We start from the raw sequence: 17,777 nt of genomic DNA, 5'->3' as shown, positions 1-17,777 counted from the left end.
AAAAGAGCGCCCAGAGGCCGTCCCTTGACTCCTGCCGATACCATGGTCTCCGCCGAGGCCGCACCACTTCCGTCACGGCGCAACGACCTCGCGCTCGTGCTCGTCGCCACGCTGGTGATGGTTGCCGTCAGCGCTCTCAGCGGATTCCGTGACTTGACCGACGCCGGCGGCGACAATGACAATCTGCTGCGCCTGGTCGAGGTTCGCGACATGCTGGCCGGCCAGGGCTGGTTCGACCTGCATCAGTACCGGATGGGTCTCGAAGGCGGCTTCGTCATGCACTGGTCGCGGCTGGTCGACGCACCGCTTGCCGCCATCGTTCTCGTAGCCTCGGCGCTGACCGGCAGCATGGCAAGGGCCGAGACAATCGCCGAGGTGCTCTGGCCGGCACTGCTCTTCTCCCTCGCTTTGCTCTTTACCGCCCGCGCGGCGCGCAGTTTCGCCGGTGCCGCCGCCGTGCTGCCGGCCGTCGTCATCGGCGCCGCGGCGCTGCATTTCATAGGCATCTGTTCGCCCGGCTCGCTCGATCATCACAATGTCCAGCTGACGCTGACCATGGCCTGCCTGAGCCTGCTGCTCGATGCACCCGTGCAGCGCTGGGCCGCGCTGCTCGCGGGCCTGTGCGCGGCGCTGATGCTGGCGGTCGGCATGGAAACGGCGCCCTACGTCGCCACCATCGGCGCGTGCATTGCCTTGCTGTTTGTCGCCGACCCCGGCGGCGAGGGGCGGATCGCCAGGGATTTCGGCCTTGGCTTTGCCGGCGTTTCAGGGCTGGTCTTCGTCACCACCATCGCCCCGTCGGCGTGGGGCCAGCCGCAATGCGATGCCTTTTCGACAGTGCAGTTCGTGGTGGCCGCGCTCGCCGGATGCGGCCTCGCCGCCGCGGCATCGCTCGATATGGCCAAAGCCACGCTCGGCCGGCGTCTCGTGGCACTCGGCCTGCTTGGCGTGGTGCTTGCCGCTGTCGTGGTGTCGCTTTTCCCGCAATGCCTGGCGGCTCCCTATGCGAACCTCGATCCGCGCCTCAGGGAATTGTGGCTCGACAACATCGAAGAGGCGCAGTCGCTGTACAAGCTTGTCATCTACAATCGGGTCGCGGTGGTAGAGCGTTTTGCCACGCCACTGGTGGCGATCCTGCTGATGGCGCTTGGCCTGGGTCGTGGCGGCTCGCGGCGGCAGGACAGCCTGGTTGGCGCGCTGCTGGTGGTGGCGTTCCTGGTCAGTGCCTGGCAAGTGCGCGGCTCGACCTTCTCCATTGCCCTGGCGGTGATCCCGCTTTGCGCCTGGATCGCCAAATGGCGGCAGCGGGCCGAAGCCAGCCCGTCGCGCGGCTCCGCGCTCAGGGTGGCCGCGGCCTGGCTGGTCTCGGTCAACGCACTCTGGGCGTGCGCGGCCGTGGCTGCGTCAAGCGCCTTCGAAACCGGTGCGGCCGTCAACGCCGCCAGTGTCAATGGGAACTGCCAAGGCAAGACCTCGTTTGCGGCGCTCAGCCAGCTGCCGGACACCACCGTGCTCGCTATTTCCAATCTCGGCTCGCCCATCCTGGCCTATTCCGGACATCGCGTTTTCGCCGGGCCGTATCATCGCAACGTCGCGGGAAACCTGCTTGCACTCGATACCTTCCTCGGATCGGACGCCGATGCAAGGTCGGTGGTCGAAAGCCACCATGTCGGGCTTGTCGCGCTCTGCCGTGGCAACCCGGAAACCCGCCTGCTCGTCGGCAGGGCGCCTGACGGATTCCTGGCCAGGCTGGCGCGCGGCGACGTGCCGGACTGGCTGGAGCCAGTGGCGGAGACGGGCAGGCCCCTGCTTGAGCTCTATCGCGTCAAGCTTGGCGGCTGAAAATCACCGCGAAAACAAGGGTTTGACGCTCAGCTTAGCCGGCTTTCCCTGGGCGTCCGGCTCTTTGCCGCGGCAACATCGCCGGAGAAACCGGATTGCGTTTTCCGGACCGTGTCCCGGCCGAAAAAAATCGATTTTCGAGATACGTTTCCTAAAGGGTTTGCTGCCAGTCTCCGATATAAATTCCGACGTCAAAAACAGGGACACCGATGCAAACTCCGTTTGGCACCGGTCAGGCAAACAGGGAGAGCACGGATCTGGCCTTCACCGATCCGTTGACCGGGCTTGGCAACCATCGCCGCTTCTTCGACAAGGTCGATCGCCTGATCAGCGACCGCGCCGATGATCCCGCGCCTTTCACCGTCGGCATTCTCGACCTCGACGGCTTCAAGCCGATCAACGATCTGTTCGGCCACAAGGCCGGCGACGACATCCTGATCCAGGTCGCCATGCGGCTGCGCGCCTCGATGGACGGCCATTCGACGGTCTGCCGCATCGGCGCCGACGAATTCGCCTTCCTCTATCCGCTGGTGTTCTCCGAGGAAGCGGCGGCGGAAAAATCCCGCATGCTGATCGAGATCCTGTCGGCGCCATACGATGTCGGCGAACGCACCGCCAGGCTGTCGGCCTCGGTCGGCTGCTCGCTGTTCTATTCCGGCGACGAGACCACCGAGATCCTCATCAACAAGGCCGAAACGGCTCTCTACCACGCCAAGCGCTCCGGCCGTGGTCGGGTCGTCGTCTACACCCGCGAGATGGAAGAGGCGGCCAAGCGCGTCACCCGCATCGAACAGGCGCTGCGCCGCGCCGTCTCGGCCGGCGAGGTGGAGCCGCATTTCCAACCGATCGTCGACCTCACCACGCGCCGCACCATCGGCTTCGAGACGCTGGCGCGCTGGACCGATCGGGACCTCGGCGCCGTGCCGCCGACCGTCTTCATCCCCATCGCCGAAGAGCGCGGCATCATCGGCCCGCTGTCGCAGCTCGTGCTGCGCAAGGCGACCGAGGCGGCCAGGAACTGGCCGAGCGACCTGTTCCTGTCCTTCAACCTGTCGCCCTCGCAGCTCGTCGACCAGAACACCGGCCTGCACATATTGGCGATCCTCGACCGCACCGGCTTTGATCCGCGCCGCCTCGAGATCGAGATCACCGAGACCGGCCTGATGAACGACCCGGCCTCGGCCGCGCAGATCGTCGAGGATCTGCGTCGCGTCGGCATCCGCGTCTCGCTCGACGATTTCGGCACCGGCCAGTCCTCGCTCGGCCGCCTGCGCGAATTCCATTTCGACAAGCTCAAGATCGACCGCGCCTTCGTCTCCTCCATTCTCGACGACCGCCCGTCCGAACACATCATCCGCGCCATTCTCGCCATGTGCGAAGGGCTTGGCATGGATGTGGTCGCCGAAGGCATCGAAGAGGAAGCGCAGGCCGATCGCCTTGTCCAGTTCGGCTGCGCCGGCGGGCAGGGCTATCTCTTTGGCAAGCCGGTCGATGCCGATGCCACGCTCGGCTATCTCCGCGATTCCTTCCGCGGCGCCCTGCGCGCCAAGGCGATCTGACCGGCGATTTCGACGTAATCAGCATTCCGCCGATGTCGCGGCGCGCTTCCACTGCGGCGCATTGTCGTTTTGTCCGACATGAGCCTGCAAATCCGACGTTTCGCCCTTGCCCGCGCGACTTGCGTGGCTAGGATGCGCGCCGTTCACGCCTACAGCGCCGTGCGTCCTTGGGACGCGCAAAGGACGCTGTTGCAACTTGTATTTGCGCATGATCCCTATCCGAAAATCGATCCGATTTTCGGGGTCATGCGCTGGGAGACAAGAAAGATGATGCCATCGGCGGATTTTGCCGACCTCAAGGGCGCCTCGGTGCTGATCACCGGCGGCGGTTCCGGGATCGGCGCGGCGCTGACCGAGGGTTTCGTGCGCCAGGGCGCCAATGTCGCCTTCATCGACATCGCCGAGGGTCCGAGCACGCTGCTTGCCGACCGCATCGAGAAGGAATTCGGCCGGCGGCCGCTCTATCTCAAGACCGATCTGCGCGACATCGAGGCGCTGCGCGCCTCGGCGGCCAAGGCGGCACAGGCGCATGGCGATGTCACCGTGCTGATCAACAATGCCGCCTGGGACGAGCGCCACGCCGTCGAGGACGTGACGGTGGAGTTCTGGGACAACAACCAGGCGATCAACCTCAGACCACATTTCTTCACCGCGCAGGCGGTGGCGCCGGGCATGAAGCGGGCCGGCGGCGGCTCGATCATCAACTTCACCTCGACATCCTACCTCATCAACCATCCCGACATGCCGGCCTACACCGCCGCCAAGGCGGGCATCCTCGGCCTCACCAAAGGGCTGGCCGGCAAGCTCGGGCCCGACCGTATCCGCGTCAACGCCGTCGCGCCCGGCTGGGTGATCACCGAGCGGCAGCAGGAACGCTGGGTGACCGAAGGGGCGCTTGCAGCCCATGTCGCCAAGCAGTGCATCAAGGAGGTCATGCGCCCGGACGACATGGTCGGCACGGTGCTGTTCCTGGCCTCGGATGCCTCGCGCATGCTGACCGCGCAGATGCTGATCGTCGACGGAGGTTTTCTGTGAGCCCGGAATTTGCCGGCGATATGCCGGCGGTAGCCGCGCTTGATTGGGGCACGACCCGGCTTCGCGCATGGCTGATCGACGGCAGCGGCAAGGTGCTTGCCGAGCGCCGCGGCGATGACGGCCTGATCACCGCGCGCGAAAAAGGTTTTTCGAACGTTCTGGAAGGCCATCTGGCCGCCCTGGGCGCGCCGGAAACACTGCCCGTCATCATCTGCGGCATGGCCGGCTCCCGTCAGGGCTGGATCGAGGCGCCCTATGTGAGCGTGCCGGCGCCGATCGGCGCCATCCTCGGCGGTGCCGCCCGCGTGGCTGATCAGAAACGCGACATCCGCATCGTGCCGGGCCTTGCCCAGCGCCTGGCCGATGCGCCCGATGTCATGCGCGGTGAGGAAACACAATTGGCTGGCGCCGGTTTGCCGCCGAAGGGGCGGCATCTCGCCTGCATGCCCGGCACCCATTCGAAATGGGTGCTGGTCGAGGACGGCGCGGTTGCCGGCTTCGGCACATGGCCGACCGGCGAGTTGTTCTCGGTGCTTTCAGCGCATTCCATCCTCAAACATTCGCTGGGCGAGCATCCGGCTCCCGTCGCTGCGGGCAATCCGTTCTTCCGGCAGTGGTGCGAACGCGCGCTCGGCGAGGGCGGTGACGTCACCTCGAAGCTGTTTGCCATCCGCGCCGCCGGGCTCCTGCAGGACCTGAAGTCGGAAGATGCGGCTTCCTGTCTGTCCGGGCTTCTGATCGGCGGCGAGATCGCCTCGGCGAAGCTCCGCTATGGCGCCGGCGCTGCGCCCGTCGTGCTGATTGCCTCGGGCGCGCTCGCTGTGCTCTACCAGGCCGCACTCGGCTTTGCAGGGCTTGCCGTCCGCACCGTCGACGCCGATGAAGCGGTGCGCGCCGGCCTCATCGAAGCCGCGCGCGAAAACGGCATGATCGCCAGAACCGGAGCCTTGGCATGACCGAGACCGCAGTCTTTCCAAAACTCAAGCGCGGGCTGGTCGCCATCCTGCGCGGCCTGAAACCCACGGAGGCGATGGCCATGGGGCAGGCCCTGTTCGATGCCGGCATCGAGGCGATCGAAGTGCCGCTCAACTCGCCCCAGCCATTCTCGTCGATCGCCAGGATTGTCCAAGTGCTGCCGAAAACCGCCCTGGTCGGTGCCGGCACGGTGCTGACGGCGGCCGACGTCGACGGCCTGCACCAGGCAGGCGGGCGGCTGCTGGTCAGCCCCAACATCGATGCCGAGGTGATGGCGCGCGCCATGCACTACGGCATGGTGACCATGCCCGGCGTGTTCACGCCGACGGAAGCTTTTCAGGCGATCCGGCTGGGCGCTTCGGCCCTGAAATTCTTTCCGGCGAGCGCGCTCGGCGCATCAGGCATTTCCGCCATCCGGGCGGTGCTGCCGGCGCAGACCCTGGTCGGCGCCGTCGGCGGCGTTTCGGAGAAGGACTTTGCCGGCTACAAGGCGGTGGGCGTCTCGGTCTTCGGCCTGGGCTCCAGCCTGTTCAAACCCGGCATGAGCGTCGACGACGTCGCCGCCCGTGCGCACGCCGCCGTTGCGGCCTGGGACGCGGTGTTCGGAGAAGCATGATGAGCGCGGTTTCGATTTTTTCCGATCACATCTGCCAGCTCGGCGAAGGCCCGAGCTACGATCCCGCTACCGATGCGCTGTTCTGGTTCGACATCGTCAACGGCCAGCTTCTGGAAAAGCCGCTCACGGGCGCCCTGAAGATCCACGAGCTTGGCCAGATGGCCAGCGCCATTGCCATCATCGACGAGCAGCGCCAGCTGATCGCCACCGAGACCGGGCTTTTTGTCCGCGATGTCGCGACCGGCACGATGACGCTGCACACGCCGATCGAGGCCGATAATCCGCTCACCCGCTCCAACGATTCCCGCGTCCATCCCTGCGGTGCCTTCTGGGTCGGCACGATGGCCAAGGACGAGAGCAAGGGCGCGGGCTCGATCTACTGGTTCTCTAAGGGCGAACTGCGCCGCCTGTTTTCGGACATCACCGTGTCGAACTCGATCTGCTTTTCCGAGGACGGAACGATCGCCTACTACACCGACACCGCGACCGGCCTATTGATGCGCGTCGGCTGCGATCCGGTGACAGGCCTGCCGGTTGGCGAACCGAAAGTGTTCGTCGACCACCGCTCGTCGAAGGGCTACGTCGACGGCTCCGTCGTCGACCGCGATGGTGTGCTGTGGAATGCCGTCTGGGGCGGCAAGGCGGTGAAGGCCTATTCGCCCGATGGCACATTGTTGCGCGAAATTCCCATGCCGGCGACGCAGGCGTCCTGTCCGGCCTTTATCGGCGCCAAGGCCGACCGGCTGGCGGTGACCTCGGCCTGGAAGGGCAAGGACGACAAGCAGCGCAAGCTCGATCCGCAGGCGGGCATGACCTTCCTCGTCGATATCCCCGTCAACGGCCGGTTCGAACCGCGCGTGCTGATCGCCTGAACACCCGCGGCAGGTAATTGTTTTCGCGGGCGTTGTCACGCAAGCGCCCGGCACGGTCGGTTTCGCGAAAGCCGATGGCAGGCGCCGTGGGATGGTAATGCATGTCGTTTCGACGCGACGCGCTCCAAGCCATCGCACCGCTGGAATCCGCCCCATCATGGCAAAGCATAAGCCGAAGCTGATCCTTGTCTACGAGCCGGAGAAGGCTTGTTTCGATCGTCTGATCGCCGACGGCTTCCCATCGCAGCGCGCCACCGAGATCTCATCCTACCTCGCGCAGTCGACGGACATCGCCCCCGAATTCGCCGCACTCGCCGCCGCCTGCGAGGCGCGGGGTCTCGCCTTTGCGCCGGTGGCGCTCGACGATGCCGCCGAGGCGCTGGAGGGTGCGGATGCGCAGAGCACGCTGGTCTGGACATTGTCCGACGGCGTCGCCTATTTCCGTGGCGGCGCGGCTCCCGCACTGGCCCGGCTCAAGGGGTTGCGGACGATCGGCGCCGATGATTCGCTGTTCGCGCTCTGCCAGGACAAGTTCCGCTCCGGTGCCGTGCTTGGCGCGCTCGGCCTGCCGGCGCCGCAGGCTGGCCTTGCCCGTGATGGCAAATGGCTGGTCGAGCCGCCGGCCTCCGCCGCCGGCTGGTTCGTCAAGCCCAACCGGCTTGGCGCCAAGATCGGCATCTGGCCGGATTCACGTGTGGCTGATCTCGGCCACGCGCTGGAGCTTAGCCGGCGGGTCTTCGCCGCCTATCGCGACGATGTCGTCGTCCAGCCCTATGTCGCCGGCCGCAATGTGCGCGCCAGCTTTCTCGCACTGACGCCGCAAACCGGTGTCGAGGCGCTCGGCGTCGCCTTTGTCGATTCCGGCGCGGATTTCCAGACCATGGCGGACAGTATGGCGCTCTACGGCGAGACCGGCGAGGCGGCGAAGGCGGCAGGATTTTATGCCGAACCAGAGCTCGTCGCCGTCGCCGATGTCCAGCCGGTCGCCGACGCCAGGATCAGAGCGATCGCCGGGCGGCTGATCGGCGGGCTCGGCCTGCGCGACGTGTTTTCCATCGACCTGCGCGTCGAGGCCGACGACACGGTTCACCTGATCGAATTCGAGGTCTGCCCCGGCCTTCCCTGCTTCGATTTCCGCGCCTACTGCCGCCGGCAATGGGGCCTGGAGCTTGCCGACGTGATGGCCGAGACGGCGGCAAGCCGATTTATCGGCGAGCGCCACGGCGGCTAGGCTCGGCCTATATCGGCCGTGCGCCGGCCATGTACCTGGCGTTGTCGAACGGCTCCGGCCGGTTGTCGGCCAGGCTCCACAATTGGCGGTCGGTGCCGGGCAGATCGCCGAGATAGACATGCAGGGCGCCTGAGCGGGCACTGCCGGTATTGGCGACCGAGTGAATGGTGCTGGAAGACATGTGCACCAGCGCGGGCGCTGAAAAATCCTGCCGCTCCGGTTTGTCGACCTTTTGGCCGGCGAGCGGGTAGATGAAATTGGTCTCGCCGCCCCAATAGATGCCGATCAGGGCGTCCATCAGATGGTTATGTGGCGGATACTGCACCCCGGGCGAGAGCGTGATGTGATAGATCGTCAGCTGCGGGCTGGCATGCAGCAAAAGCTCGTCGTCCTCCTCCTCGTGAGCCAGTCCGCCGCGCGCATGGAAGCGGTTGGTATAGTCGCTCAGCACGGCCTTGACGTCCTCGAAGGGATTGGCGCCAGCCGCCGCGTTGACGATATCCCTGATCGCGGGGTAGAGAGGGGAGTCGGCCAATAGCGGCATGCCACAGCTCCTGACTGAGATGCTCAGCGAGCATAACTAAGATGGCCAATGCGCGTCAAGGCCGACGCGAAGCGAGAGAAGCATGGGGCCGACCAAAACCACGCCATCGAAATCGGCCGCGCCCCCGGACGGGACGCCGGCGCTGTCGACGGCCGATGTGCTGCGCAGCGAACAGGCCTACGAACAGCTGAAGAGCGACATCGTCGCCTGCGTCCTGTCGCCCGGTGAAGCCTTGACCGAAAAACAGATCGAGGCGCGCTACGGCATCAAGAAGGCGACGATCCGCTCCGCACTTGCCCGACTCATGCAGGAAGGGCTGGTCAGGAGCGAGCCGCGTCGCGGCTATGTCATCACCACGCTGACCCTGCGCGATGTCAACGAGATCTTCGACGTGCGCGGCCTGGTCGAGCCGGAAGTGTTCCGGGTTGCCACCACCGGCATTACCGAGCGCGGGCTGGACGAGATCAGGCTGGCGGCGAGAAAGGTGCTGAAGCCGGAGACGCTGCGCAGCCCCGTTGCGTTCCTCGCGGCCGACCGTGCCTTCCGCCTGGCGATCGTCGAGCTTTCCGAGAATTTGCGGCTGGTACAGCTCCTCAGCCAGATCCTCGACCAGTCGGAACGGGCGCTCCATCTCGGCTTCAAGTCGCGCGATTTCATGCCGCTGATCATCGAACAGCAGAGGCAATTGCTGCAGGCCTGCGAAAAGAGCGACGTTCCCGGCATCGTGAAACTCGCCCGCTCGCAGTGCCTTGCCCTCAAGCACCAGCTGGTGGGGGCGCTGCTTGGCGGAGCCAAGCTGCGGGACGTGAACCTTCAGGACTTCGTCTGAAGCCTGTGGGCCGCGATAGGCTTCAGGCCCCTTCGACCAGCACGATCTCACCGTCGGCGACCTTCTGGCGAATGGCCACCGCGCGCTGATATTCCGGCGAGTGGTAGCAGTCATGCGCGATCGCAAGCGATTCGAATTCGATGATCACGTTGCGGGCGCGGCCAGGCCCTTCGGCCAGCTCATGGGCTCCGCCGCGCGCCAGGAATTTCGCGCCAAAACGGTCGAAGGCGAGCTTCGAAGCGGCGATATAGGCCTTGTAGCCTTCGGCATCGCGCACATCGACGCGGGCGATCCAGTATCCCTTCGGCATTCTTCTCTCCCTTGTCTACGCAGAGCGCATTTCGTCGAGGATCGCCTGCGCTGCCGCGCGGCGGTCGTTTGCCGCGACGATCGGGCGGCCCACCACAAGATGGCTGGCGCCGTTGCGGACTGCTTGCGCCGGCGTCACCACGCGTTTCTGGTCACCATGGTCGCTGCCGGCCGGCCGGATGCCGGGCGTTACCACCGCCATGTCGGGGCCGACGATGCGGCGCACCGCGTCTGCCTCCGCCGCCGAGCAGACGATGCCGCCCATGCCGGCATGCAGCGCCTGTTCCGAGCGCCTCAGCACCAGCGTGTGCGGGTCATATTCGTAGCCGACATCGATCATGTCCTGCTCGTCCATCGAGGTCAGCACGCTGACGGCGAGCAGGCAAAGGTCGCTGCCCCTGGCCGCTTCCACCGCTGCATGCATCGCCTTGGGATAGGCGTGGATGGTCAGCATGGTCATGCCCATCTTGACGATGTTCTCGACGCCCTTGGCCACCGTATGGTCGATGTCGAGCAGCTTCATGTCGAGGAAGATCTTGGTTCCGCCGCTCGCCAGTTCCCTGGCGAAGTCGAGCCCGCCGGCGAAGGCCAGCTGATAGCCGATCTTGTAGAAGGAGACGACGCCGTCGAGTTCGCGCACCGCCTGCTCGGCTTCCCGCACGGTCGGCACGTCGAGGCCGACGATCAGTCTTTCCTGGATGGACTGGGCCCGGATGGATTTGGCCTGCATGGTCGTGGCGGTCACGCCTCGACCCGGGTCGACAGCATGCGCGAGGTTTCGATCAGCGTGCGGCATAAATGCTCCATCGATTTGTACAGTCTTTCGTCACGGAAATTGCCGCCTTCGTCGAAGGCATCGCCGCCGTCCGGCACCGAGCATTCCGGTGTCACCACCTCCATCTGGCAGCGTACCAGCACGGCGCGCAGATGGTTGATGCAGCGTATGCCGGCAAAACGGCCGTTGGAGGACGAGCACAGCCCGGCGACCTTGCCGGCAAGCGGCCTCACCGATCGGCCGCCATCGCGGCGCACCCGGCTCACCCAGTCGATAGTGTTCTTGAGCAGCGGCGGGATCGAGCCGTTATACTCCGGCGTGGCGATCAGCAATCCGTCATGGGCTGATATCAGACGGCCGAGTTTGACGGCGTTTTCGGGGACGCCTTTTTCCTTCTCGAGATCCTCGTCGAGGATCGGCAAGGGATAATCGGCGAGCGAAATGCGGGTCACCTCGGCGCCTTGCACCGCAAGTTCCTTCTGCGCCACATCGGCGGTCCTGCCGCTATAGGCGCCGCGGCGCACCGAGCCGGCGAAGACGAGGATTTTCGGGATCACTGCCATTGGCCACCCTTGTTCCCGGACAGGTACAGCCAGAGGCAGCTCAAATCAACGGCTGGGTCGGTGAATAGGGGAGTAAGGCGGTAAGGCAGTAGGTCAGCAGGGAACAGTCCGGAAATCGAATCGTCATTTCCTACTCCCTTACTCCCCTCTCACTTAATGCGCTTCGCGGCGGTAGATCCACAGCTGCGTCGGCGGGATGTTGCGGAAGATGAAATCGAAATGCTTGACCGTATAGTCGCCGCGACCGGCCGGGATCGGCGACATCGGGCCATAGGTCAGCTGCACGATCGGACGGCCCGCCGGAATGCGGTCGAGCAGGCTCTCTATATAGGCGATGCGCTGGGCGACCGGGAAATTGAGCAGCGGCACGCCGGACACGACGGAATCGAAAATCATCCCGCTCCTCTCGCCAAGCGTGGCGTTGAGGTTGAAGGCGTCGCCCTCGATGACGTTGACGCCGGGATAGAGCTGGCGCAGATGGCGCACGAAATCCGCGCTGTATTCGACGGCATAGAGGTTTTCGGGCCGCACGCCCTGGGCGAGGATGGCACGGGTGATGACACCGGTGCCGGGACCAACTTCAAGCACCGGCAGGCCGGACCTGGGATTGACGATCGAGGCCATCTTGCGCGCGGTGATCGAACTGGTCGGCACGATCGAACCGACCGTCTTCGGCTTGTCGATCCAGCCCTTGAAGAATTTGAGTTCGTCGTCGAACTTCTCGGCAAGCGCCTTCCGCAGTCCGTGACCACGTGTCATGCAAGCTCTCCTCAAGGCTCCCCCGCAAAGCTACTTAACACCTGGTTGACGCAAGGCAAGGCGTTGCGAGACGCATGTCGTGGATAAGATAGATTTCGTCGCGTCTCAAAACACGGCGCGTTTCATCGATTCCCGCGCCGTTCTTGCACCATCAACGTTCGCTGAAGGACTCGAAGAAATCCTTCATGCGGGCGAAAAACCCGCTCGATTGGGGCGAATTGTCCTGCGAGGACAGCTGCTCGAACTCCTCCAGCAACTCGCGCTGGCGGCGCGACAGGTTCTGCGGCGTCTCGACAGCGGTCTGGATATAGAGGTCGCCGATATTGGGCTGGCGCAGCACCGGCATGCCCTTGCCCTTGAGGCGGAACTGGCGGCCATTCTGCGTGCCTTCGGGCACTTTCACCTTGGTCTGGGTGCCGTCCAGCGTCGTCACCTCGAAGGAGCCGCCAAGGGCCGCCGTCGTCATCGAGATCGGCACCTTGCAATAGAGATCGGCACCATCGCGCTGGAAGAATTCGTGCGGCTTCACCGCCAGGAAAATATAGAGATCGCCCGAGGGCCCGCCGCGCAGGCCGGCCTCGCCCTCATTGGCAAGGCGGATGCGGGTGCCGTCCTCGATGCCGGCCGGAATGTTGACCGACAGCGAACGCTCCTCGGTGACGCGGCCCTGGCCGGCGCATTTCGGGCACGGATCCTTGATCGTCTGGCCGCGGCCCTGGCATTGCGGGCAGGTGCGCTCGATCGAGAAGAAGCCTTGCGTCGCCCGCACCTTGCCATGGCCATGGCACATCGAGCAGGTCACCGGCTGGGTGCCGGGCTTGGCGCCGCTGCCGGAGCATTCCGAGCACGAGATCGAGGCCGGCACACGGATCTGCGCGGTCTTTCCCGCGAAAGCCTCTTCCAGCGAGATTTCCATGTTGTAGCGCAGGTCGGCGCCGCGCTCGCGGCCGCCCGACGAGCGGCGCTGGCGCCCACCCATCATGTCGCCGAAAATATCCTCGAAGATGTCGGCGAAACCGCCGGCGCCAAAGCCCTGCGCCCCGCCATTCATGCCGCCCTGTTCGAAGGCGGCGTGGCCGAAACGGTCATAGGCCGCGCGTTTCTGCGGGTCTTTCAGCGTCTCGTAGGCTTCGTTGATTTCCTTGAACTTGTGCTCGCAGGAGTGATCGCCGGGGTTGCGGTCAGGATGGAACTGCATGGCGAGCTTGCGGAAAGCGCTCTTGAGCTCCTTCTCGTCGGCGCCCTTTTGTACGCCCAGCGTTTCGTAGAAATCAGCTTTCATTTTTTCCCGCTGTCCGGATGCTCAACGTCTTGATGCATTGTTGCGTCGTTTGCCGGCACGTCGCCTCGATTTAGGAGCGGTGCTGCCCCGATGCTAGGGCCGGCGCGAACTTGTCCGTGGTTTTCAGTGATTTTTTCGGCAGGCCCCGCACTTTTTTCAGCGAGGGTTGCAAAAAAGCCCGGCTTTACGCCGGGCTTTCCGCTTTATCTTGCCGTCAAGCGGCTCAGGCCGACTTCTTCTTGTCGTCGTCCTCGTCGATTTCCTCGAAATCGGCATCGACCACGTCGGAGTCCTTGGCGGCATCCGCCTTGGCGTCGGCTTCCGCCGCTTCCTTCTGCGAGGCCTCGTACATGGCCTGGCCGAGCTTCATCGAAGCTTCGGCGAGCGCCTGGCTCTTGGCCTCGATGTCGGCCGCGTCGTCGCCCTCGGCGGCGGTCTTCAGTGCCGCGATGGCATCGGAAATCGCCGTGCGCTCGGCTTCCGAGACCTTGTCGCCATATTCCTTCAGCGACTTCTCGGACGAATGCACCAGCGCCTCGGCCTGGTTACGGGCCTCGACCACGGCGCGCCGCTTCTTGTCGGTCTCGGCATTGGCTTCGGCGTCCTTCACCATCTTCTCGATGTCGGCGTCCGAAAGGCCACCCGAGGCCTGGATGCGGATCTGGTGCTCCTTGCCGGTGCCCTTGTCCTTGGCCGAAACGTTGACGATGCCGTTGGCGTCGATGTCGAAGGTGACCTCGATCTGCGGCACCCCGCGCGGCGCCGGCGGAATGCCGACCAGGTCGAACTGGCCGAGCGCCTTGTTGTCGGCGGCCATTTCACGCTCGCCCTGGAAGACGCGGATGGTCACGGCCGACTGCGAATCTTCAGCGGTCGAGAACACCTGGCTCTTCTTGGTCGGGATCGTCGTGTTGCGCTCGATCAGCCGGGTGAACACGCCGCCCAGCGTCTCGATGCCGAGCGACAGCGGCGTCACGTCGAGCAACAGCACGTCCTTGACGTCGCCCTGCAGCACGCCGGCCTGGATGGCGGCGCCGAGAGCAACGACCTCATCCGGGTTGACGCCCTTGTGCGGCTCCTTGCCGAAGAACTGCTTCACGATCTCCTGGATCTTGGGCATGCGGGTCATGCCGCCGACCAGGACCACTTCGTCGATCTCGCCAGCCTTCAGGCCGGCATCCTTGAGTGCTGCCTTGCACGGGTCGATGGTGCGCTGGACGAGATCCTCGACCAGGCTTTCGAACTTGGCGCGCGTCAGCTTCAGCGTCAGGTGCTTAGGCCCGGTCGCGTCGGCGGTGATGAAGGGCAGGTTGATTTCGGTCTGCGTGGTGGACGACAGCTCGATCTTGGCCTTTTCAGCCGCCTCCTTGAGCCGCTGCAAGGCGAGCTTGTCGTTCTTCAGGTCGATGCCCTGTTCCTTCTTGAACTCGGCCGCCAGATACTCGACCAGGCGCATGTCGAAATCCTCGCCGCCGAGGAAGGTGTCGCCATTGGTCGACTTCACCTCGAACACGCCGTCGCCGATTTCGAGCACCGAAATGTCGAACGTGCCGCCGCCAAGGTCATAGACGGCAATGGTCTTGCCATCCTTCTTGTCGAGGCCGTAGGCGAGCGCGGCGGCCGTCGGCTCGTTGATGATGCGCAGCACTTCGAGGCCGGCGATCTTGCCGGCGTCCTTGGTGGCCTGGCGCTGGGCGTCGTTGAAATAGGCCGGAACGGTGATGACCGCCTTCTCGACCTTCTCGCCGAGATAGGCTTCCGCCGTTTCCTTCATCTTCTGCAGGATCATGGCCGAGATCTGGCTGGGCGACTGCTTCTTGCCGCCGGCTTCGACCCAGGCATCACCATTGTCGCCCTTGACGATCTTGTAGGGGACAAGCTTCTTGTCCTTTTCCGTCACCGGATCGTCATAGCGGCGGCCGATCAGGCGCTTGACCGCGAAGATGGTGTTTTCAGGATTGGTGACCGCCTGGCGCTTGGCCGGCTGGCCGACCAGACGTTCGCCGTCGCCCGAGATGGCGACGATGGAAGGCGTCGTGCGCGCGCCTTCCGCATTCTCGATAACCTTGGGCTCCTTGCCATCCATGATGGCGATGCAGGAATTGGTGGTTCCGAGATCGATACCGATTACTTTTGCCATTTTTCTAGTCTCTCCGCTAAGCAGGCTTTCAGGACCCGTGAAGGCGTTCCGACGAAAGCCCCTGTTCACAAGAAATCCCGTCCGGCCACCGGAGTTCCGGCGTCGGACGGCTTGGCGCGTATATAAGAACACGCGACAGCGGGCGCAAGCATTCTGCGCAAGGCTTCCATGAACCTTTCCACCTCCGTCCGCGACAGAGGTCAAGGTGCCGCATGGTGCGGCCCGGAAAGGAAGCCCCCATGACCAGCAACCCAGAGACTCCCAGGTCTCCGGGAACAACAGGAACTCGGCGCGACCACCGCCTTCGGGACGGGGTCGATGCGCTGGGCTTCCTGCTGATTCCGTTGACCCTGCGTAAGAGCAGGCGTATCGTGACAATGAGGAAAGCAGACAATTCGAGCAGGGAAGAACGAGCCGGACCGCCGCGCCTTGCCCTGGTTCGCGCGGCACAGCCGGAGGCTCCTCCCGCAGACTTCGGGGGGAGTTCCATGTCTTGCGATCACGGCCCGTTCGTGCCTTCTCGCGCCAGCCGTTTGCACCGCCTGATCAAGGCAACCGGCGGACTTCTTGTGATTGCCCTGACCGCCGGCCTTTGGCTTGGCGGCGTCGCCCGGGCGCAGGACACCCAGATCATCTATCCCGGCTCGATGGCGGTCACCGGATTTTCCGGCACCGTCATTCCGAACTTCGACGCAGGCCTGCCGCCCGGCGTCGATCCGGTCGACGAAACCTTCATCGACACCACGCGCGCCACCTTGCGCGTTTTCGACGTTTCGCATCTCGGCGGGCCGGCCTCGGGCCAGCTCGTCTTCACGCCGCCGCCCTTCGAGGTGACGGCCGGCCAGATCGGCCAGGTTTTCGGCCTCACCTATGATGACGGCGTGCGCGACGGGGTTCCGTCGGGCGTTCCCAATCTTTACGCCGCCGCAACCTCGCTGCACGGCATCCGCATCGTCACGCCGGACGCCGACAGTGACGGCAGGCCGGAGCGGCAGCGCCGCGGCACGGCAGGCGCCACTTTCATGGATGGCCAGTTCGGCACCGAAAACGGCGGCGGCCCGGGCACCATCTGGAAGATCGACGGCATCACCGGCCAGGTCGCCAAATTCGCCGACATCGACACCGACAGCGGTCCCGGCATCGGCAATCTCACCTTCGATCCCAACCACCGCCAGTTCTTCGCCTCGGATCTCGACACCGGCCTGATCCATCGCATCGACGCCACCGGCAGATTGATCGACACGTTCGATCATGGCGTCGCCGGGCGCCCGGCGCATGGCCTGGCTCCCGTCGCCGACGATGCCGCGGTGATGGACATTCAGGGTGCCGCCTTCGACACGGAAGACCCCGAGACCTGGGGCTACACCCAGGACGAGCGCCGCGTTTGGGCCGTCTCCTACCATGGCGGCCGGCTCTACTATTCGGTCGGCGAAAAGTCGGAAATCTGGTCGGTGGGCATTGCCCGCGACGGCGGCTTTGCCGGCGACCCGCGCTGGGAACTGACGGTCAAGGCCGACAAGGACTACGCCGTCACCGATATCGCCTTCGACAACAGCGGCTTCATGTATCTCGCCCAGCGCGGCCCGGTCGAAAACCGCTATGATTACAGCCAGTTCGCCGATTCCGGCAAAGGCGAGGTCATCCGCTACTGGCACGAGAATCCGGACGATCCGGCAACGGAATCGGTCTGGGTGGAAGTGCCGCAGGAATATGCGGTCGGCTTCCCGCAAGGCAACCGGCAGTCGGCCGGCGGCCTCGACCTGCAATATGGCTATGACGCCGACGGCAATCTCGACACCTCGGTGTGCACGCAGACGCTGGTCAACACCGGCGACAAATTGCGCGACAATCCGACGCTTGCCGAGCAGCTCTCAGCCGGCGGGCCGCTCGCCGTGCATGGCGTGCAGATCACGCCCAAGGTCAAGCCGGCCAACGTGCCGCCCTTCGGTTCCTGGTTCGTCGATTTCGACGGCTATTTCGAAGATCCCGAGGTGGAAGGCCATGTCGGCGACGTCGCCGTCTGGCACCCCTGCGAGGGCCGCGCCGGCTATTATGAAGAAATCCCGGGCGGCTATCTGCCACCCTTCTACCCGCCGGACTTCCCACCGCCCGGCAACCTGCCTCCCTGTCTCGATGTCGAGGACGTCCAGTATTACTGCACGCCTTCGGGCCTCGAGGCCGATCTCTATCTCCATGACCATGCCGGCTTCGGCGGCGATTCGATCAAGGCCCAGTCCAGGACGCCAGGCGTCGCGGTGACCTCACCCATGTCGCATGCGCCCGGCACGCCTTACACGATCGGCATCACCGGCCACTATCCGGGCGACAGAGTGGATGTTGGACTATGCTTCTACAGGAAGTCCGACAAGGACAAGGGTGGCTACTACCCTTGCTGCAAGATGACCTTGCCGCTCCGCACCCCAGCCGTCAGCTGCGAACGTTGAGG

The 17,777-nt window shown here is 64.8% G+C and carries 17 protein-coding genes; 9 read left to right on the top strand and 8 right to left on the bottom strand.

The features are described 5' to 3' along the window. The first annotated feature begins 24 nt into the window (after positions 1–24). Positions 25–1,842 carry a GtrA family protein gene (locus tag FJV80_RS20275; RefSeq protein ID WP_142877239.1) on the top strand — a complete coding sequence of 606 codons (1,818 nt, stop codon included), beginning with the start codon at positions 25–27 and terminating at the stop codon, positions 1,840–1,842. 209 nt (positions 1,843–2,051) lie between these two features. Then, positions 2,052–3,401 (top strand): EAL domain-containing protein, encoded by a 1,350-nt coding sequence (locus tag FJV80_RS20270; protein WP_095773360.1) that lies wholly within the window; start codon positions 2,052–2,054, stop codon positions 3,399–3,401. Between the two features lie 18 nt (positions 3,402–3,419). Here the strand turns inward: FJV80_RS20270 and FJV80_RS20265 are convergent, their stop codons facing one another. After that, on the bottom strand, positions 3,420–3,611 hold the full coding sequence (locus FJV80_RS20265; RefSeq protein ID WP_142877238.1) for a hypothetical protein: 192 nt from the start codon (positions 3,609–3,611) through the stop codon (positions 3,420–3,422). Positions 3,612–3,668: 57 nt separating this feature from the next. Here FJV80_RS20265 and FJV80_RS20260 point away from each other — a divergent pair, with 57 nt between their 5' ends. The 5 genes from FJV80_RS20260 (at position 3,669) to FJV80_RS20240 (ending at position 8,130) form a co-directional block, all read left to right on the top strand. Further along, the gene (locus FJV80_RS20260; protein ID WP_095773452.1) at positions 3,669–4,436 is read left to right on the top strand and encodes an SDR family oxidoreductase; all 768 of its coding nucleotides are present in this window, start codon (positions 3,669–3,671) and stop codon (positions 4,434–4,436) included. Next, on the top strand, positions 4,433–5,392 hold the full coding sequence (locus FJV80_RS20255; RefSeq protein WP_185975234.1) for a 2-dehydro-3-deoxygalactonokinase: 960 nt from the start codon (positions 4,433–4,435) through the stop codon (positions 5,390–5,392). The genes FJV80_RS20260 and FJV80_RS20255 overlap by 4 nt, the downstream gene beginning before the upstream one ends. Further along, positions 5,389–6,027 carry a 2-dehydro-3-deoxy-6-phosphogalactonate aldolase gene (locus FJV80_RS20250; RefSeq protein WP_142877237.1) on the top strand — a complete coding sequence of 213 codons (639 nt, stop codon included), beginning with the start codon at positions 5,389–5,391 and terminating at the stop codon, positions 6,025–6,027. The genes FJV80_RS20255 and FJV80_RS20250 overlap by 4 nt, the downstream gene beginning before the upstream one ends. After that, positions 6,024–6,899 (top strand): SMP-30/gluconolactonase/LRE family protein, encoded by an 876-nt coding sequence (locus tag FJV80_RS20245; protein ID WP_095792421.1) that lies wholly within the window; start codon positions 6,024–6,026, stop codon positions 6,897–6,899. Before FJV80_RS20250 ends, FJV80_RS20245 begins: the two co-directional genes overlap by 4 nt. A 157-nt stretch (positions 6,900–7,056) precedes the next feature. Further along, complete coding sequence (locus tag FJV80_RS20240) at positions 7,057–8,130, top strand: D-alanine:D-lactate ligase-like protein (RefSeq protein WP_142877236.1); 1,074 nt, start codon at positions 7,057–7,059, stop codon at positions 8,128–8,130. 7 nt (positions 8,131–8,137) lie between these two features. Here FJV80_RS20240 and FJV80_RS20235 read toward each other — a convergent pair whose 3' ends face one another. Further along, positions 8,138–8,674, bottom strand: coding sequence for an autotransporter (locus FJV80_RS20235; RefSeq protein ID WP_142877235.1), 537 nt, complete (start codon positions 8,672–8,674; stop codon positions 8,138–8,140). An 82-nt stretch (positions 8,675–8,756) separates the two neighbouring features. Here FJV80_RS20235 and FJV80_RS20230 point away from each other — a divergent pair, with 82 nt between their 5' ends. Continuing rightward, positions 8,757–9,503, top strand: coding sequence for a GntR family transcriptional regulator (locus tag FJV80_RS20230; RefSeq protein WP_142877234.1), 747 nt, complete (start codon positions 8,757–8,759; stop codon positions 9,501–9,503). A gap of 22 nt (positions 9,504–9,525) precedes the next feature. Here the strand turns inward: FJV80_RS20230 and FJV80_RS20225 are convergent, their stop codons facing one another. From FJV80_RS20225 to dnaK, 6 genes are all read right to left on the bottom strand, one after another. Further along, a complete protein-coding gene (locus FJV80_RS20225) occupies positions 9,526–9,813 on the bottom strand; it encodes a DUF1330 domain-containing protein (RefSeq protein ID WP_095773354.1) in 288 nt (95 codons plus the stop codon). Positions 9,814–9,828: 15 nt separating this feature from the next. Then, positions 9,829–10,542, bottom strand: coding sequence for an orotidine-5'-phosphate decarboxylase (pyrF, locus tag FJV80_RS20220; protein WP_185975239.1), 714 nt, complete (start codon positions 10,540–10,542; stop codon positions 9,829–9,831). Positions 10,543–10,553: 11 nt separating this feature from the next. Further along, positions 10,554–11,150, bottom strand: coding sequence for an NADPH-dependent FMN reductase (locus FJV80_RS20215; protein ID WP_142877233.1), 597 nt, complete (start codon positions 11,148–11,150; stop codon positions 10,554–10,556). A gap of 153 nt (positions 11,151–11,303) precedes the next feature. Then, positions 11,304–11,909, bottom strand: a complete 606-nt coding sequence (pmtA, locus tag FJV80_RS20210) for a phospholipid N-methyltransferase PmtA (protein ID WP_095773352.1) — start codon at positions 11,907–11,909, stop codon at positions 11,304–11,306. 151 nt (positions 11,910–12,060) lie between these two features. Beyond that, positions 12,061–13,191 carry a molecular chaperone DnaJ gene (dnaJ, locus tag FJV80_RS20205; RefSeq protein WP_095773351.1) on the bottom strand — a complete coding sequence of 377 codons (1,131 nt, stop codon included), beginning with the start codon at positions 13,189–13,191 and terminating at the stop codon, positions 12,061–12,063. Between the two features lie 223 nt (positions 13,192–13,414). Next, positions 13,415–15,331 carry a molecular chaperone DnaK gene (gene dnaK / locus FJV80_RS20200; RefSeq protein WP_010912682.1) on the bottom strand — a complete coding sequence of 639 codons (1,917 nt, stop codon included), beginning with the start codon at positions 15,329–15,331 and terminating at the stop codon, positions 13,415–13,417. A gap of 212 nt (positions 15,332–15,543) precedes the next feature. Here dnaK and FJV80_RS20195 point away from each other — a divergent pair, with 212 nt between their 5' ends. Next, positions 15,544–17,775 (top strand): hypothetical protein, encoded by a 2,232-nt coding sequence (locus tag FJV80_RS20195; RefSeq protein WP_142877232.1) that lies wholly within the window; start codon positions 15,544–15,546, stop codon positions 17,773–17,775. Positions 17,776–17,777: the final 2 nt, after the last annotated feature.

The organism is Mesorhizobium sp. WSM4310 (assembly GCF_007003935.1).
Lineage (GTDB): Bacteria > Pseudomonadota > Alphaproteobacteria > Rhizobiales > Rhizobiaceae > Mesorhizobium.
This window is presented reverse-complemented; position numbering and strand designations above follow the sequence as displayed.

Coding starts and splice junctions, on each gene's coding strand:
- FJV80_RS20250 (WP_142877237.1), top strand. CDS start 5,389: ATGACCGAGACCGCAGTCTTTCCAAAACTCAAGCGCGGGCTGGTCGCC.
- FJV80_RS20225 (WP_095773354.1), bottom strand. CDS start 9,813: ATGCCGAAGGGATACTGGATCGCCCGCGTCGATGTGCGCGATGCCGAA.
- FJV80_RS20240 (WP_142877236.1), top strand. CDS start 7,057: ATGGCAAAGCATAAGCCGAAGCTGATCCTTGTCTACGAGCCGGAGAAG.
- FJV80_RS20215 (WP_142877233.1), bottom strand. CDS start 11,150: ATGGCAGTGATCCCGAAAATCCTCGTCTTCGCCGGCTCGGTGCGCCGC.
- FJV80_RS20195 (WP_142877232.1), top strand. CDS start 15,544: ATGGTGCGGCCCGGAAAGGAAGCCCCCATGACCAGCAACCCAGAGACT.
- pmtA (WP_095773352.1), bottom strand. CDS start 11,909: ATGACACGTGGTCACGGACTGCGGAAGGCGCTTGCCGAGAAGTTCGAC.
- FJV80_RS20265 (WP_142877238.1), bottom strand. CDS start 3,611: ATGCGCAAATACAAGTTGCAACAGCGTCCTTTGCGCGTCCCAAGGACG.
- FJV80_RS20230 (WP_142877234.1), top strand. CDS start 8,757: ATGGGGCCGACCAAAACCACGCCATCGAAATCGGCCGCGCCCCCGGAC.
- FJV80_RS20245 (WP_095792421.1), top strand. CDS start 6,024: ATGATGAGCGCGGTTTCGATTTTTTCCGATCACATCTGCCAGCTCGGC.
- pyrF (WP_185975239.1), bottom strand. CDS start 10,542: ATGCAGGCCAAATCCATCCGGGCCCAGTCCATCCAGGAAAGACTGATC.
- dnaK (WP_010912682.1), bottom strand. CDS start 15,331: ATGGCAAAAGTAATCGGTATCGATCTCGGAACCACCAATTCCTGCATC.
- FJV80_RS20270 (WP_095773360.1), top strand. CDS start 2,052: ATGCAAACTCCGTTTGGCACCGGTCAGGCAAACAGGGAGAGCACGGAT.
- dnaJ (WP_095773351.1), bottom strand. CDS start 13,191: ATGAAAGCTGATTTCTACGAAACGCTGGGCGTACAAAAGGGCGCCGAC.
- FJV80_RS20260 (WP_095773452.1), top strand. CDS start 3,669: ATGATGCCATCGGCGGATTTTGCCGACCTCAAGGGCGCCTCGGTGCTG.
- FJV80_RS20235 (WP_142877235.1), bottom strand. CDS start 8,674: ATGCCGCTATTGGCCGACTCCCCTCTCTACCCCGCGATCAGGGATATC.